Here is a 14,385-nt window from a genome sequence, read left to right as displayed (position 1 = left end):
GAGGAAGCAAATGACTACATTTCAACATCATAAGGCATATCGTCGTATGTACAAGAAGAATGAGTTAACGTTAGGTTTGCATATGCCACTTGAAAATTATCAATATGCCACGCCTACGATGGAGAAACAAGTAGAGCTCACGCAGCTTGCAGAACAATATGGATTTACAAGCTTATGGTTCCGCGATGTCCTTCTTCAAGATCCATCATTTGGCGATCCAGCCACGGGTCAAATTTATGATTTGCTTATTTATTTGACTTATCTGGCCAGTCAAACAAAAGAAATTGCTCTTAGTACAGCTGCTATTGTGCTGCCTTTGCGCCATCCGCTTCGCGTAGCTAAAGAAATGGCAACCATTGATCAGCTTTTTCCTGAGCGTTTGATTATGGGCGTATCTTCTGGAGACCGTCAAGCAGATTTTCGAGGGTTAGGTATTCCACATGAAGAAAGAGGAAAGCGATTTGCAGAAGCTTTTCATTATTTAGAAGAAGCGTTAAATAAAGAATTTCCATCTATCCAGTCTGCTTTGGGATCCATTCAAGGAGCAAATGTCGTTCCTAAGCCAACGAAACGTATTCCAACGATGATCACGGGATACAGTCAGCAAAATATGGAGTGGTTTGCACAGTATGGAGACGGCTGGATGTATTATCCTCGTCACCCCCATTTTCAAGCAGAAGCTATTACACAATGGAGGAAACTGGTTGACATCTATCATCCAGGCGTTTTTAAACCTTTTACACAACCTATCCATCTAGATTTGGCAGAAGATCCAAATGAAATGCCAACGCCGATTCGTTTAGGATTTCGAGCAGGGCGCAATGCATTAGTTGAGCTTCTTTCTATTTATAAAGAAATAGGAGTTAATCACCTGTTTTTTGCTCTTTTTGATAGTAAGCGTCCGGCTGAGGAAGTCATACATGAGCTTGGTGAAGAAGTGCTTCCGCATTTTCCGTCTCATATGTAGTAAAAAGAGGCTGGGACAAAAGTAGTTTAGTTAAAGGGAAATCCGAACGATGAATCGAGATTCTTAATGGAGAATCTAACTCGTTCGGATTTTTTTATTGGTAGGATGAACGTAGCATTTATGTATGTAGTTGCTTCTAGCGGCTGATTGGAAGACAAGACGAAGACTCTGGGGGGCTCGCGGGCCGCCCGCGGAAAGCGAAGTCTTGCACGGAAGTCAACCGTGATGGAACAAGCGACCCATATGAGCTCCTTTATCCAATTAGTTCGTCTTTAGATTCCATTGATTTCGTTATGTCTCAATCCCTTTTTATATAGATTTCAAGTTATAGGATATATAAGAAATATGTATTAGAGTTATTGATCCTATGTTCTTTATAATAAAATTATCCATTATCTCCTTGGATGATATAAAGTCGAAAGGAGAAACACGATGAGTGTTGCATTTCTATTTCCAGGACAAGGCGCACAATACGCTGGTATGCTTCATGATATAAAAAATAAATGGGGATTATCCCCTACGTTTGAAGAAGCAAGTGAGGTTTTAAATCAAGACGTATTATCATTAGATTCGTCAGAAAAATTAAAATGTAATAAAAATGTTCAGATATGTCTTTTTATTGCAGGAGTGGCTACGGTTAGGTCGTTTAAAAACAAAGGATACTCGCCAGACGTGGTAGGAGGGCATTCTATAGGGGCGTTTGGAGCAGCAGTTGCATCTGAAGTGTTATCTTTTAAAGAAGCTCTTCTTCTTGTGAAAAAAAGAGGGGAACTGATGGAAAATGCTTATCCTGATGGTTATGGTATGGGGGTTGTGATGGGACTGCGTGAACATCAGATTCTCTCTATTGTACATGAACTATCAACTGATGCAGCTCCTGTGTACGTAGCGAATCTAAATTCTCCTGATCAAATAACGATTTCTGGCACCCTAAAAGCAATTGAGAAAGTTCTTGAAAAAGCATCTAAAAAAGGGGCTAGAAAAACTAAAATGCTTCATGTAACGGTGCCTTCTCACTGTCCTCTTATGGAAGGAGTTTCGAGTGAATTACGAAAAACCATAACGGAAGTGAAAGGAAAGGACCCGGCCGTTCCTTTTATAGGTAATTGTAAAGCTCGGAAATTATGGAAAGCTGCTGATATTAAGGAAGATTTGGCAGCGAGTGTTGCCCTGCCCGTCCGTTGGCATGATACGACGGAAGTTATGTATGAAATGGGCACAAGATTATATATTGAAATGGCTCCAGGAAGAGTGCTAACGGATTTGGCTGCTAAGAGTTTCCCTGAAGCAAGGGCTATTTCGGCAGCCGAATCTACGATGAAAACTTTGCTGATTTTAATGGAAAAAGAAAAAATGTAAGCGTATTAATTTAGAAGTGTCAGAAAGGAGATAGAACATGAGTGGCATAAAAAAAACTTCCAAATCATGGACAACTCGCCGAGATCAAAAAGCAGTTCGCCTTGCGAAAATAGACCATCTTCTTAAAGGAAAGTTATTGGGTAATGAACAAATTATTGAAGCGTTAGAATTGCTTATATCACCCGGAGATAAAGTAGTGCTTGAAGGAGACAATCAAAAGCAAGCATCTTTTTTATCAAAGGCGCTGAATGAAGTAAGCGCTGATAAAATAAACGGCCTTCATATGATTATGTCTAGTATTTCACGTCCGGAACATCTCGACATATTTGAAAAAGGAATTGCTGAAAAAATTGATTTTTCGTACGCCGGTGCTCAAAGCCTTCGCGTGTCTCAAATGATTGAAGATGAGACGTTAAAAATGGGAGAAATTCATACATATCTAGAGCTTTACGGACGCCTTTTCATTGATTTAATTCCGAACATTGCCTTAGTGGCTGCTGACAAAGCGGATGAACAAGGTAATTTATATACAGGAGCAAATACGGAAGAAACACCAACCATTATCGAAGCAACCGCGTTTAAGGATGGAATTGTTATTGTGCAGGTAAATGAACTTGTTGAAGAACTTCCGCGAGTTGATATTCCGGCTTCTTGGATTGATTGTATCGTCGTGGCGGATCAGCCTTATCAATTGGAAGCTTTATTTACGCGAGATCCTCGTCATATTACAGAACTCCAAATTTTAATGGCTATGATGACGATTCGAGGTATCTATGAGCGCCACAGCGTACAATCATTAAATCATGGCATTGGCTTTAATACCGCTGCAATTGAGCTTTTGCTGCCTACTTATGGAGAAAAGTTAGGACTGAAAGGTAAAATATGCAAGCACTGGGCTCTGAATCCTCACCCCACGTTAATTCCGGCTATTGAAAGCGGATGGATTGAGAGCGTGCACTGCTTTGGCGGAGAAGTAGGAATGGAACAATACACAGCAGCGCGTCCAGATGTGTTTTTTACAGGACGCGACGGCAGCCTGCGCTCAAACCGTGCGATGTGTCAAGTGGCTGGTCAATATGCGGTAGATGCTTTTGTAGGATCAACTTTGCAAATAGATGGAGAAGGAAATTCTTCTACCGTCACATCTGGACGTTTGTCAGGGTTTGGCGGAGCGCCTAATATGGGGCATGACCCTAGAGGCCGCCGACATTCTACGCCTGCTTGGCTGGATATGATAAACGAGCAGCACGAACTAGCAAGAGGCAGAAAGCTAGTTGTTCAAATGGTTGAAACCTTTCAATCAGGAAATGAGCCTGTTTTTGTGGAGTCTTTGGATGCGATAAAGGTAGCGAAACAAGCAGGCTTAGCTACTGCTCCTGTCATGATTTACGGGGATGATGTGACGCATGTTGTGACGGAAGAAGGAATTGCTTATTTATATAAAGCACAAAGCTTGGACGAAAGAAAAGCAGCGCTTGAAGCAGTAGCAGGGGTAACACCTATAGGCCTGCGACATAACCAAAATAAAGTGGAAAAGATGCGCAGAGATGGCCTAGTGGCTTTTCCCGAAGATTTACAGATTCGCCGTACAGAAGCAAAGCGTTCATTATTGGCAGCAAGAAGTGTCGAAGATTTAGTAGAATGGTCGGATGGCTTGTATAATCCGCCTGCTAAATTTAGGAACTGGTAAGGAATATGCGTATTCAAAGTATTCAAAAAGAGCCAAGACCAGCTGTGTTTTACTCATGTCTAATAGCTAAAATGGCAGTTACCGCTCTGGTTGATGAAGCGGTGCTTACACCTAAGCCTGGGCTTGTGGATGCAGCAACAACTGGATCTCATCAAGATATGAATATTGAGACGCTGTTAACTTCTGCTTATGCTTTACAACCGACCTTTTTACAGATTGCATTATATAGTCAAGGAAAGCAGCCAAGTCAGATGCTAAGGGAAGAAATTGCTCGAATTGGACGCGAGGGCGAACAAATTATGTACGCGGCTACGGATGGTGTTAATACACACAAAGGAGCCATTTGGGCATTAGGCCTACTTGCGTCTGCAACAGCGGTTTTCGGCATTCAAGCATCACCTGCATCCATCACAGAAGCTGCAGGACAAATTGCTCGTTATGCAGATCGTTTTTGTCCTCTGCATTCATCTAATGGACTTCGTGTGAAAAAGCAGTATGGCGCAAAAGGGGCAACTGGAGAGGCGAAGCAAGGATTTCCTCACGTAATTCATATAGGCTTGCCTGCTTTACATAAAGCTCGCAAGCTAGGCATACATGAAACATCAGCAAGGATTGATACTTTAGTAACACTAATCGCCAACCTTGATGATACGTGTATTTTGCATCGTGCTGGTCTGGTTGTGTTAGAGGAGGTTAAAATGGCGGCATCCAATGTGTTAGAAGCTGGAGGGGTATCTACATCAATGGGAAAACAGCGGCTAGAAGCGTTAGATCATATACTTCTATCATCTAACGCTTCTCCAGGCGGAAGTGCAGATTTGCTGGCTGCTGTATTATTTTTAGATCGAATATCTCTTTTTAAAGAATCGTAAACGTCTGCAGGGAGGAGTAGCTAATGGAAACGTTAGTGTTTAAATATAAAGCCGATCGAAAGTTAACTCAGCGCGCACATGTAGGTGTTGTTGGTTCAGGGGATTTAGAAATTTTAATGGTTCCTTCTGATGAAGAACATGCTCACGTATCAGTACGAACAGGAAGTGAAGGGTTTAGCGAAACCTGGAAAGCCGTATTAGACCGGTTCTTTAGTGTTCATACCATTCAAGCGAAAATTGTAATTAATGATTTTGGTGCTACGCCTGGTGTAGTCGCCTTGCGTCTTGCACAAGCTTTGGAGGTGAGTGAAAATGGGAGTGAATAATCAAAGCTTTATTGAGTTAAATGGAAGAGAACGAGCGCAGGCAATCTTAGATCAAGGAACATTCTTTGAGCTGCTTGGGCCCTTTGACGGAATCGAATCGCCTCATTTACCTAAGCAAAATATTGTTCCTCAAAGCGATGATGGTGTCATTATAGCAGGTGGGCTGATAGCAGGAGAGCCAGCCGTTGTCATTTCAATAGAAGGAGGGTTTCAAGGGGGAGGCATTGGTGAAGTATCGGGAGCTAAAATTTCAGGAGCTTTAGAACTAGCCCTTAATAATCACAAAAAAGGTATTCCTGTTAGACCTGTTTTTCTATTCGATACAGGAGGGGTAAGGCTCCAAGAAGCGAATTATGGACTTTTGTCGATATCTGAAATTGGCTCAGCTGTGGTTGCTTTGCGTGAGCATACACCTGTTGTCGGAGTTATTTCAGGAAATGTAGGCTGCTTTGGAGGAATGTCCATCACTGCTTCACTCTTTAGTTATCTCATTATGACAAAAGAAGCAAGGTTTGGCCTTAACGGCCCTGAAGTGATCGAACAAGAAGCAGGGGTTGAAGAGTTTGATGCAAGAGACCGAAGCTTAATCTGGAAAACGATTGGCGGTATTCAACGCTATGAAACCGGGTTTGCAGATGCCTTAGCACAGGATGATGTCACTGCTATTCAACGAGCGGTTCAAGAAACGTTTCAGAAGAAAGAAAAAGTAACTAGTAAAACAGAACAAGTAGATTTTTACAGACATTTGCTTAGTAAGGTTGACCCTTCAGAAAAACTGGCTTCTGATCAGTTTCAAGAATTGTATAAAGCAACAAAAAATGAACCTATCCCTTCAACAGTCTCTTACTCGCTAAATGAAGTTCCAGGTAACATGCCCAACAGCCGCGGTCGCGTGTGGATCAACGCCTTAATAAATGATGAAGAAGCAGATTTTGAAATTCCTTCCGTTCTTTATAAAGACGCATTGCTAGGAAGAGAAAAGGTCCGATATATCTCCGTTGTACCTAATCCTTATAATCGTTTCTTACGTGCACGGAAAGGGGAAGTAGGACTAGATGAAGGCTGGGCAATTGCCAAGCACGTTCGTGAAGTAATAAAAGAAGATCGAAATCAATCTCCGCGCCCTATAATCGCCATTGTGGACGTACCGAGTCAAGCGTATGGCTATCATGAAGAACTTCTAGGTATTCACTATGCTTGCGGTGCTGCGGCTGATGCTTATGCAGCAGCGCGCTTAGCAGGTCATCCGGTTATTACGTTAATTGTCGGAAAAGCAATTTCAGGAGCATTTCTGGCTCATGGATACCAATCAAATCGAATTGTGGCTTTAAAAGACGAAGGAGTGAATGTTCACGCCATGTCCAAACAGTCAGCAGCGCGCATTACTAAAAGAAGTATAAAAGAACTTGAAGAAGCTTCAAAGAAAGTCCCGTCCATGGCTTATGATATTGAATCATTTGCCTCACTTGGCGCTTTATATGAGCTGGTTAGCGGTATTCAAGCAGAGCAGCCCACAGATCGCGACGTTCAAACGATTCAAGATATTTTGACTGGAGCGGTAGAAAATGTACGCCGTGAAGGTGTGTACGATTTAAGCAGCCGGCTATACAGTGAGCAAGCAAGGAAGGAAGGGCGTAAAGCTTCTTTAGTAGTAAGAGGTGAGTTGGAAAGACAATGGAATATATAGCTCATGATTTGCTTCAGTTAAAAGAGGAAGCAAAGCTTATCAGTTATACACCTATCCCCGAGTGGGTGGAGCATTCTTTAGCGAAGGCTCCGTTTGTAGTTGTAAGGCGGGCTGTTCACCGAGATAGCCTGATACCTGTTGGAGTAAGAGGAGAAAGAAGAAATCAGCGTTTTGGAGCATTTGTATCTGAGCAGGCCGTTAAACAAAGAATTAGGCCGGAAGATCTCGTTTCTATTTTTCAAAACGGGCACTTTAGAAACATGCCAGCCATAGGTGCTTTAAAAGAAGTCGCTATTATTTTAAAAGATTTTGCGTGGGGACCAACCGGCAGTGTGGGATTCGAATTTGCAAGTGGTGCCGAAGTTATTACAACAACTAGTGATTTGGATATACTTATTCGCCTTTCTTCTTATTTGTCGGTGGAACAAGCGCAACTGATAGTTAATCAGTTAAAAGAGTGTCCAGTTTCTGTAGATGTACAGGTAGAAACAGAAAAAGGAGCATTTTCTCTGGTGGAATATGCAAGGGGAGAAAAGACGCTGCTTCTGCGTACTGTATATGGACCTTCCTTAGTAAAACTGAATCAATTAGTATAAAAGACGGAAGAGGTATTTGCACCTTTTCCGTCTTTTCTGTCAATACCAGCTTTTTTCCTTGCTTAACAAGCGCTTTGCTTCAAAAAAGAATATTTGAATAAATTTTTTGGTGTTAATGCGAATCGGCAAAATTTTAGAATCTCCCTGTAATTCTTTCATTTTTTTACGAACAGCTGTAAAGTCAAAAAACTTAGAAGCATAATTTTCAAATTTCGGATTTGAAAAGTCTGTTAATCCAATAGAAGCAAAGTGATTTAGTGAGTGAGTAACTGCTCGTCTTATTCGCTGTTCACAGGCTTTGGTTTCGCGATTAATTTCAATGGAAGACGCGTGAGCTCCTAATTTTTTCTCAGCCACATTCACAAAAATATTTTTTAGAGAAGGGAAATGTTTTTCCACACTTTCTCTTTGGTCATAAGTGTACAGAAACTGTAAAATATCCAGTAAATCTTTTGCACCATTTTCTCCTACAATACCTAACTCGGCTAATAAGAATTTACCTACATCGTATAGATGGGCTTGTTTCGTTACCGGCTGACTTGAAGGGAGGGGGTGATGAGCTGTCGCTAAACTATTCAAGGAGGTTTTAATATCATCGATTGATTTCTCAAGGGAGATTCGTTCCATTACTTTTCGAATAACCGTTAAAATTTCAATTCGGTTAATTGGTTTTGTAATATAGTATTCAATTCCTAATGAGTAGGCCTCTCCTATCAATTCTTTGGACTCTACCTGTGAAATCATAATCATTTTTCCTTTAAATGAATCTTTTAAATGACGGATCGTTTCGATTCCGTCCCGTCCTGGCATAAGTAAATCGATAAATAAAATATCAATTTGTTTTAAATTTAACGTAGAGGCATCTAAAAAGCTTCCGTCGACGACTTCTTCTACAACTTCTCCTAAATCCTCATCTTCAATCAGCTGACTGAGCGTTGAACGAATAGCTGAATCGTCATCTGTAATACAAAATCGCATAAACTCATCCTTTCTGAATTAGATTACGAAGGGGGATTTGAATGATAAACGTCATTCCGCTGTCTTCTTGTGTAGCTTTAATCGTACCTTCAAGTTCTTGAACAATATCTTTTACATAAGAAAGACCAATGCCAGTAGAGGGGTTTCCAAATTGATCGTACTTTGAGGTGAAACCAGGCTCAAAGATAGCTTTTTCGTACTTTAAAGGTACTCCAGGACCGTTGTCTTGTACATGAAATTCTACATGTTCAGCTTGTCTATGTACCGATAAAACAATCCTTCCTTCATCTTTAATAGCTTCCACTGCGTTGGCTACCAAGTTATTAATGATCGATAAAATGGTGTAAACGTGGTAGCTGAAATGTTCCCCGTTTACAGAAGAAAAAAAGGTAATTTGTTTGTGAAGAGAATCGGCATATTTTTTGTTGATGCGTACGATCAGCTCGATTAATTCCTCTGCTTTCATATAATTTTGGAAACTTTCATTTGAAATTGTTTTAGATAAGCCCGCAAAAATACGCTGGTTGTCTTTTTTTACTTCGTGAATATCTCCGGCAATCCGAAGCGCTTTTTTACTGAGCGTTTGGTTTAGCACAGAATGATCTTTTTCCTGCTGATTTAATACACGGTATAAATCGTACGAAGCTTTTGTAATCGCTTCTGTATTATGAAGGGTCTTTTTTAAATGAACGGTTTCTTCATAAAGGCTTGTAATGAGCATTAGCATGTGCTCATTTTGTTTGCGAATTTGACGTTCTCGTGACTGTGATTCATAAATCGTCATCATATTAAAAAAGCTAAGTACAATGAAGCTGTGAGCAAAAGCAATAACCGCCATGTCAGATAATGAATCGACATGGATTGTTGTGTGCAAAACTATATACTGCGCAGTTAGTTCCACTATATCAGCAGCAATTTCAATGATGAGTCCAATCAATCCAATTACAATAGCACTATAGTTCATGCGGCTTACCTTAAAAACAAAAAATAAAAGTGCATACATAAAGTAGAAGAAAAACGTAGGGTAATGCGTATGTGCAGAAGCCGCAAATTGAAAATGATCGAGCATGATATAATCGAGCATGATGCGAAAGAGAACGACGCTTAAAGCGGTTAACAAGCCCCCGGCTAAAACTGTTTTCCGTTTTAAAAGCAACAGGAAAAAGAAAAATGTAGGAGCTCCAAATGTAATTCGAAATGTTTCATTTAACGGATAAAATTTTAACTCTCCCGCAAGGGGGACAGTAATGAGCATGAGCAATAAAATGTACGGATCTTTTCGAATGAAAGATTTAAAATTCAGATAATTACACCTCCTGAAGTGATTCGTGAATTAGTATACATTGTGACAGCGTCCAGCACAATGGAGAAGAGTGCCAAAGATAAAAATATAATTCCAAAAAGTTTTGTAGGTTTTTGTATGCTCTCGTAGGTTGCATTGTACATTAAAAACGAAAATGAAATCTCGCTTTATGAAAGCGTTTTAAAATAAAAAGTTAATTAAGTGATGAGGTGATTTTAATGAAAAGAGAAATTGAACAGGAAATGTCTTACTTACAGGTCACTGCAAAAGAGCAGTTACATGAGTGGGTAGAGCAAATAAAAGAATTTTCTTCAGAAGGAAAAACGGCTGATTACATTCCAGCTCTGAAAGATATGGACTCGTCTCAATTAGGTATTTGTTTGATTGGTGCTGACGGTACTGTTATCCAGTCTGGAGATTATGAATCGGTATTTACTCTTCAAAGTATCTCTAAAGTTATTAGCTTTATAGCAGCTTGCTTATGCTGCGGCATTCCTTATGTGCTAGAGAGAGTGGATGTAGAGCCAACTGGAGATGCATTTAATTCTATTATAAGACTGGAAATGCATAAACCAGGAAAGCCGTTCAATCCTATGATTAACGCCGGTGCTTTAACGGTTTCATCTCTTTTATCTGGGGAGACGGCAAAAGAAAAATTAAGCTATTTGTTTGATGTGATAACAATGCTTACCGGGAAAACACCACTCATTAATGAAACGGTCTTTGAATCAGAATGGCAAACGTCTCATCGAAATCGTGCGCTTGCCTACTATTTAAAAGAAACGAACTACTTACAAGGAGAAGTAGAAGAGGTTCTAGAGGTTTACTTAAAGCAGTGCTCAATTGAAGTAACGACTGAAGATATTGCACTGATTGGATTAATTCTGTCATTAGACGGATATCATCCAGTGTTTCACAAACAAGTAATTCCAAAAGAAGTAGCTAAATTAACAAAAGCGCTCATGCTTACATGCGGTATGTATAATGCTTCAGGAAAGTTTGCGGCATTTGTTGGTATGCCAGCTAAAAGCGGTGTATCGGGAGGAATCATGTCATTGGTGCCGCCTAATACGAAAAAGCAGTCTCCATTTCCAGACGGATGCGGTATCGGAATATACAGTCCAGCTATTGATGAGTACGGGAATAGCGTAAAAGGCGTTACGCTGCTAAAAAAAATCGCAAAAGAATGGGATTTGAGTATTTTTTAGTCTATTTACGTACTCTTCATTCGCTTCAATAATATAAACACCAAGAGAAAAAACTTTCATGTTTTGCATTTGTTCTACCAAATTTTTTAATGAGGTGATAGGCATGCAACAAGCAGTTGAAAGTGTGATTAGCGTCATCAATGATTTTTTTTGGTCGAATTTATTAATTATTTTACTTGTATCAATTGGTATTTATTTTACGATTCGCTCTCGTTTTTTGCAGTTTCGCATGTTGAAAGAAATGGTACTTGTTTTGAAAGAAGGACGAGCGGCTAAAGGTGGAGGAGTCTCCCCGTTTCAAGCTTTTTGCATAAGCATGGCAGCTCGAGTAGGAACGTGAAATATTACAGGGATAGCGATTGCTATTGCACTTGGTGGCCCGGGTGCTGTATTTTGGATGTGGATTATTGCCATTATCGGTTCAGTATCAAGTTTTGTAGAAAGTACACTCGCTCAAATTTATAAAGTAAAAGGATCAAACGGGTTTCGAGGAGGGCCCGCTTATTATATGGAAAAAGGGTTAAATAAAAGGTGGATGGGCGGGCTATTTGCTGTACTCATTACACTATCATTTGGCCTGGTGTTTAACGCTGTGCAGTCTAATACGATTACGCTAGCATTTGAGAACTCTTTTGGAACGAGCCGCTTGTTGATTGGGATTATTATGACAGTTATATTTGCGATAATTATTTTTGGCGGAATCAAACGCATCGCCAAGATATCGGAATACATCGTGGTCGTATTAGCCGTTTTATACATTGGAATGGCTCTGTTCCTTATCTTTAAAAATATTGATCAAATGCCTGCGGTTCTATCTCTAATTGTGAAAAATGCATTTGGGTTTGAACAGGCGCTTGGGGGATCAATTGGTGCAACGTTAATCAACGGAGTAAAGCGCGGACTGTTTTCCAATGAAGCAGGAATGGGAAGTGCTCCCAACGCCGCGGCAACTGCAGTGACGAGTCATCCAGTTAAACAAGGTCTTATCCAAGCATTTGGTGTCTTGACGGATACACTCGTGATTTGTACAAGCACAGCATTTATCGTTCTCTTATCCCCCGCCTATAAGCAGGGACTAAGCGGCATTGAATTAACGCAGGCTTCTCTTAGTACCCATATCGGCTCTTGGGCATCAGGGTTTTTAGCTATTATGGTATTTCTATTTGCTTTTAGTACGTTAATTGGGAATTATTATTATGGAGAAACGAATATTGAATTTTTAAATTCAAATAAGGTGTGGCTCTGGTCTTATCGTGTAGGTGTTTTAGCGATGGTTATTTTTGGATCGGTCGCTCAGCTTCAGCTTGTATGGAATTTGGCAGACTTATTTATGGGGATGATGGTAGTCGTGAACTTGATTGCTATTTTTCTATTATCGAAAGTGGCATTTTCTGCTTTGCATGACTATACTCAGCAGAAAAAGGAAGGGGAAAATCCAGTCTTTTATAGAGATACGCTAGAAAACAATCAAAATATTGAATGTTGGGAAAGAGAATCTACTCCATCCTCTTCTGAAAAAGAGAATATTATCTAAAAAAAGTTCAGCCAATTGGCTGAACTTTTTTTATGCGTTTTTCTTTAATTCAGATTGCACAGTGTCTTTAGAAAATAATGTTTCTTTCACACCGTTAGTTGCTGCTTTCGTTTTTACCGCAAAAATTGGATTTAAAATAACAACTACGAGTAAGTTAGATAACAATCCCCAAAACCCTTCATAAAGACCAAATGAATTTCCTGTGGCATGAACGGTAAACGTTACAACCAGCCCTACTACTAATCCAGCAATCGTACTTTCTTTCGATTGATTTCTCCAAAACAGGCTGATAACGATAGCCGGGAAGATTTGTACCATACCGGATACCCCTAGTAACTGTAGGGAAACAAGTGCTTGAGGGAATAATAAACCAAATAAAAGTGCCAGTCCAATAACAACGAAAACCATAGAACGAGTAACCATTGTTAATGTTTTACCCTGTACATTTGGATTAATTAAATCTCTAAATATATTATTTGCAAATAAGTTAGACGCTCCGATAGCCATGATAGAGCATGGAATTAATGAAGCAAGAGCAATCGTTGCATAAGCTAACCCTTGGCCAATGCCGCCATATGAATATTGAATTAAGGTTAATAATGCTAATCTAGGATCCGTCGTATCTTGAGGTAATACTTGATAAGCAATAAATCCTAAGAAGATGACTAGAATTAAAACGATATTGTAAAGCGGTAAGAAAATAGCATTTTTACGAAGCGAATCTGCACTTTTAGCAGTGAAAACACCTGTAGCAGCGTGGGCCCACATGAATAAAGCTAAAGCAGATACGAGTGATGCTGTAATAAACCATGGAATGCCTTTAGGTCCTTGTGTTGGGATCGTTAATAGCTGAGGTGCATCCTTTGCAACATTGTCGATCATGTTGCCCCAGCTTCCAAAATGCATAATTGGCAGAGAAACAACCATAAATAACATAATCGCCCATACTAAAATATCTTTAATAATTGCCGTATATGTGGGACCTTTAATTCCGCTGAAAAAGGTATAAAGAGCCACAAGAAAGAATGAAAGAATAACGACAGCTTTTACGTTAATGTAGCCAGTTCCTGCAACGCGAAGAGTATCTTGAATACCGCTAAGCTGAAGATCAATATATGGAATGAGCATCAATACACCTACTATGGCAATTAAAGAGGAGAGAAATTTACTGCTAAAACGTTCTCTGGCATAATCAGCAAGCGTAGTAAGTTTGTGCTTTTTAGCAACAGTCCAAAGCTTTGGAAGAAAAAAGTATGAAATTAAAAAGGCTAAAACAGAGTAAGGAATGGCAAAAAATGCGATGCTTCCTCCCTGATAAGCTGTACTCGTAAGACCTAGGAATGTATAAGCAGTATATAAATCTGCTCCTACTAAAAGCCAGACGAGCAGACTTCCAAAACGTCTTCCACCTACAGCCCACTCTTCAACTGAGCTTCTAGATGATTTGTCACGTCCCGCTATAAAGCCAATTGCGATAACGACAAGAACAATTGCTGATGTGATTAAAAGTGCGGTTAAATTTCCTTGCATTATTCAATGTCCCCCCAAGATTTTTGTAAACGATAAATAATAAATGTACACACAGGCGTTAAGAAGACCCATAAAAATAACCATAAATGCAAAAGAGGTAATCCAAAAATAATTGGATGAATGTTATTTACAAAAGGTAAAAAAGCGAATTGAGCAATAAATGGAATGATAAATAAAATAAAAATTATGAATTTTCTGTTCAATTTTACTCCTCCTACTAAAAATTTATCTAACAATGTTCACTATGATAGCAAGTCTGACATGGTAAAGCAATAAGTTTTTTGAAAATTTAGTTATAATCTATGAAAATTTTTTTAGGAAAACAAAAAAGAGCT

The 14,385-nt window shown here is 39.6% G+C and carries 12 protein-coding genes and 1 pseudogene; 9 read left to right on the top strand and 4 right to left on the bottom strand.

The features are described 5' to 3' along the window. The first annotated feature begins 10 nt into the window (after positions 1-10). From LAV82_RS10940 to LAV82_RS10910, 7 genes are all read left to right on the top strand, one after another. Entirely contained in the window at positions 11-967 is a 957-nt protein-coding gene (locus LAV82_RS10940; protein WP_499716071.1) for an LLM class oxidoreductase, read from the top strand. 432 nt (positions 968-1,399) lie between these two features. Further along, positions 1,400-2,326, top strand: a complete 927-nt coding sequence (gene mdcH / locus LAV82_RS10935) for a malonate decarboxylase subunit epsilon (RefSeq protein ID WP_053486855.1) — start codon at positions 1,400-1,402, stop codon at positions 2,324-2,326. A 37-nt stretch (positions 2,327-2,363) separates the two neighbouring features. Continuing rightward, positions 2,364-4,016 (top strand): malonate decarboxylase subunit alpha, encoded by a 1,653-nt coding sequence (gene mdcA / locus LAV82_RS10930; protein WP_098448925.1) that lies wholly within the window; start codon positions 2,364-2,366, stop codon positions 4,014-4,016. 5 nt (positions 4,017-4,021) lie between these two features. Continuing rightward, on the top strand, positions 4,022-4,888 hold the full coding sequence (locus LAV82_RS10925; protein WP_211078364.1) for a triphosphoribosyl-dephospho-CoA synthase: 867 nt from the start codon (positions 4,022-4,024) through the stop codon (positions 4,886-4,888). Between the two features lie 23 nt (positions 4,889-4,911). After that, positions 4,912-5,214: a malonate decarboxylase subunit delta gene (locus LAV82_RS10920; RefSeq protein WP_013055506.1), complete on the top strand. Its 303-nt coding sequence runs from the start codon at positions 4,912-4,914 to the stop codon at positions 5,212-5,214. Next, positions 5,201-6,901, top strand: a complete 1,701-nt coding sequence (mdcD, locus tag LAV82_RS10915) for a biotin-independent malonate decarboxylase subunit beta (RefSeq protein ID WP_211078365.1) — start codon at positions 5,201-5,203, stop codon at positions 6,899-6,901. Before LAV82_RS10920 ends, mdcD begins: the two co-directional genes overlap by 14 nt. Then, entirely contained in the window at positions 6,889-7,497 is a 609-nt protein-coding gene (locus LAV82_RS10910) for a malonate decarboxylase holo-ACP synthase (RefSeq protein ID WP_013055508.1), read from the top strand. The genes mdcD and LAV82_RS10910 overlap by 13 nt, the downstream gene beginning before the upstream one ends. Positions 7,498-7,536: 39 nt before the next feature. Here the strand turns inward: LAV82_RS10910 and LAV82_RS10905 are convergent, their stop codons facing one another. Beyond that, on the bottom strand, positions 7,537-8,475 hold the full coding sequence (locus LAV82_RS10905; RefSeq protein ID WP_013055509.1) for a response regulator: 939 nt from the start codon (positions 8,473-8,475) through the stop codon (positions 7,537-7,539). 4 nt (positions 8,476-8,479) lie between these two features. After that, positions 8,480-9,730: an ATP-binding protein gene (locus LAV82_RS10900; protein WP_499716135.1), complete on the bottom strand. Its 1,251-nt coding sequence runs from the start codon at positions 9,728-9,730 to the stop codon at positions 8,480-8,482. 266 nt (positions 9,731-9,996) lie between these two features. Here LAV82_RS10900 and LAV82_RS10895 point away from each other — a divergent pair, with 266 nt between their 5' ends. Both LAV82_RS10895 and LAV82_RS10890 read left to right on the top strand, forming a co-directional pair. After that, on the top strand, positions 9,997-10,986 hold the full coding sequence (locus tag LAV82_RS10895; protein ID WP_035439364.1) for a glutaminase: 990 nt from the start codon (positions 9,997-9,999) through the stop codon (positions 10,984-10,986). 103 nt (positions 10,987-11,089) lie between these two features. Continuing rightward, positions 11,090-12,520: pseudogene (locus LAV82_RS10890) on the top strand (alanine/glycine:cation symporter family protein). A gap of 30 nt (positions 12,521-12,550) precedes the next feature. On the opposite strand, the gene LAV82_RS10885 reads toward LAV82_RS10890, so the two are convergent. After that, on the bottom strand, positions 12,551-14,050 hold the full coding sequence (locus tag LAV82_RS10885) for a sodium:solute symporter family protein (protein ID WP_029324819.1): 1,500 nt from the start codon (positions 14,048-14,050) through the stop codon (positions 12,551-12,553). Further along, entirely contained in the window at positions 14,050-14,253 is a 204-nt protein-coding gene (locus LAV82_RS10880) for a DUF3311 domain-containing protein (RefSeq protein ID WP_013055514.1), read from the bottom strand. The genes LAV82_RS10885 and LAV82_RS10880 overlap by 1 nt, the downstream gene beginning before the upstream one ends. Between the last annotated feature and the right edge of the window lie 132 nt (positions 14,254-14,385).

This window comes from Bacillus sp. ILBB4, assembly GCF_035064545.1.
Classification (GTDB): Bacteria; Bacillota; Bacilli; order Bacillales; family Bacillaceae_H; genus Priestia.
Note: the sequence above shows the minus strand (reverse complement) of the source record. Positions and strands in the feature narration are given on the sequence as shown.

Coding starts and splice junctions, on each gene's coding strand:
- LAV82_RS10940 (WP_499716071.1), top strand. CDS start 11: ATGACTACATTTCAACATCATAAGGCATATCGTCGTATGTACAAGAAG.
- mdcH (WP_053486855.1), top strand. CDS start 1,400: ATGAGTGTTGCATTTCTATTTCCAGGACAAGGCGCACAATACGCTGGT.
- mdcA (WP_098448925.1), top strand. CDS start 2,364: ATGAGTGGCATAAAAAAAACTTCCAAATCATGGACAACTCGCCGAGAT.
- LAV82_RS10925 (WP_211078364.1), top strand. CDS start 4,022: ATGCGTATTCAAAGTATTCAAAAAGAGCCAAGACCAGCTGTGTTTTAC.
- LAV82_RS10920 (WP_013055506.1), top strand. CDS start 4,912: ATGGAAACGTTAGTGTTTAAATATAAAGCCGATCGAAAGTTAACTCAG.
- mdcD (WP_211078365.1), top strand. CDS start 5,201: ATGGGAGTGAATAATCAAAGCTTTATTGAGTTAAATGGAAGAGAACGA.
- LAV82_RS10910 (WP_013055508.1), top strand. CDS start 6,889: ATGGAATATATAGCTCATGATTTGCTTCAGTTAAAAGAGGAAGCAAAG.
- LAV82_RS10905 (WP_013055509.1), bottom strand. CDS start 8,475: ATGCGATTTTGTATTACAGATGACGATTCAGCTATTCGTTCAACGCTC.
- LAV82_RS10900 (WP_499716135.1), bottom strand. CDS start 9,730: ATGCTCATTACTGTCCCCCTTGCGGGAGAGTTAAAATTTTATCCGTTA.
- LAV82_RS10895 (WP_035439364.1), top strand. CDS start 9,997: ATGAAAAGAGAAATTGAACAGGAAATGTCTTACTTACAGGTCACTGCA.
- LAV82_RS10885 (WP_029324819.1), bottom strand. CDS start 14,050: ATGCAAGGAAATTTAACCGCACTTTTAATCACATCAGCAATTGTTCTT.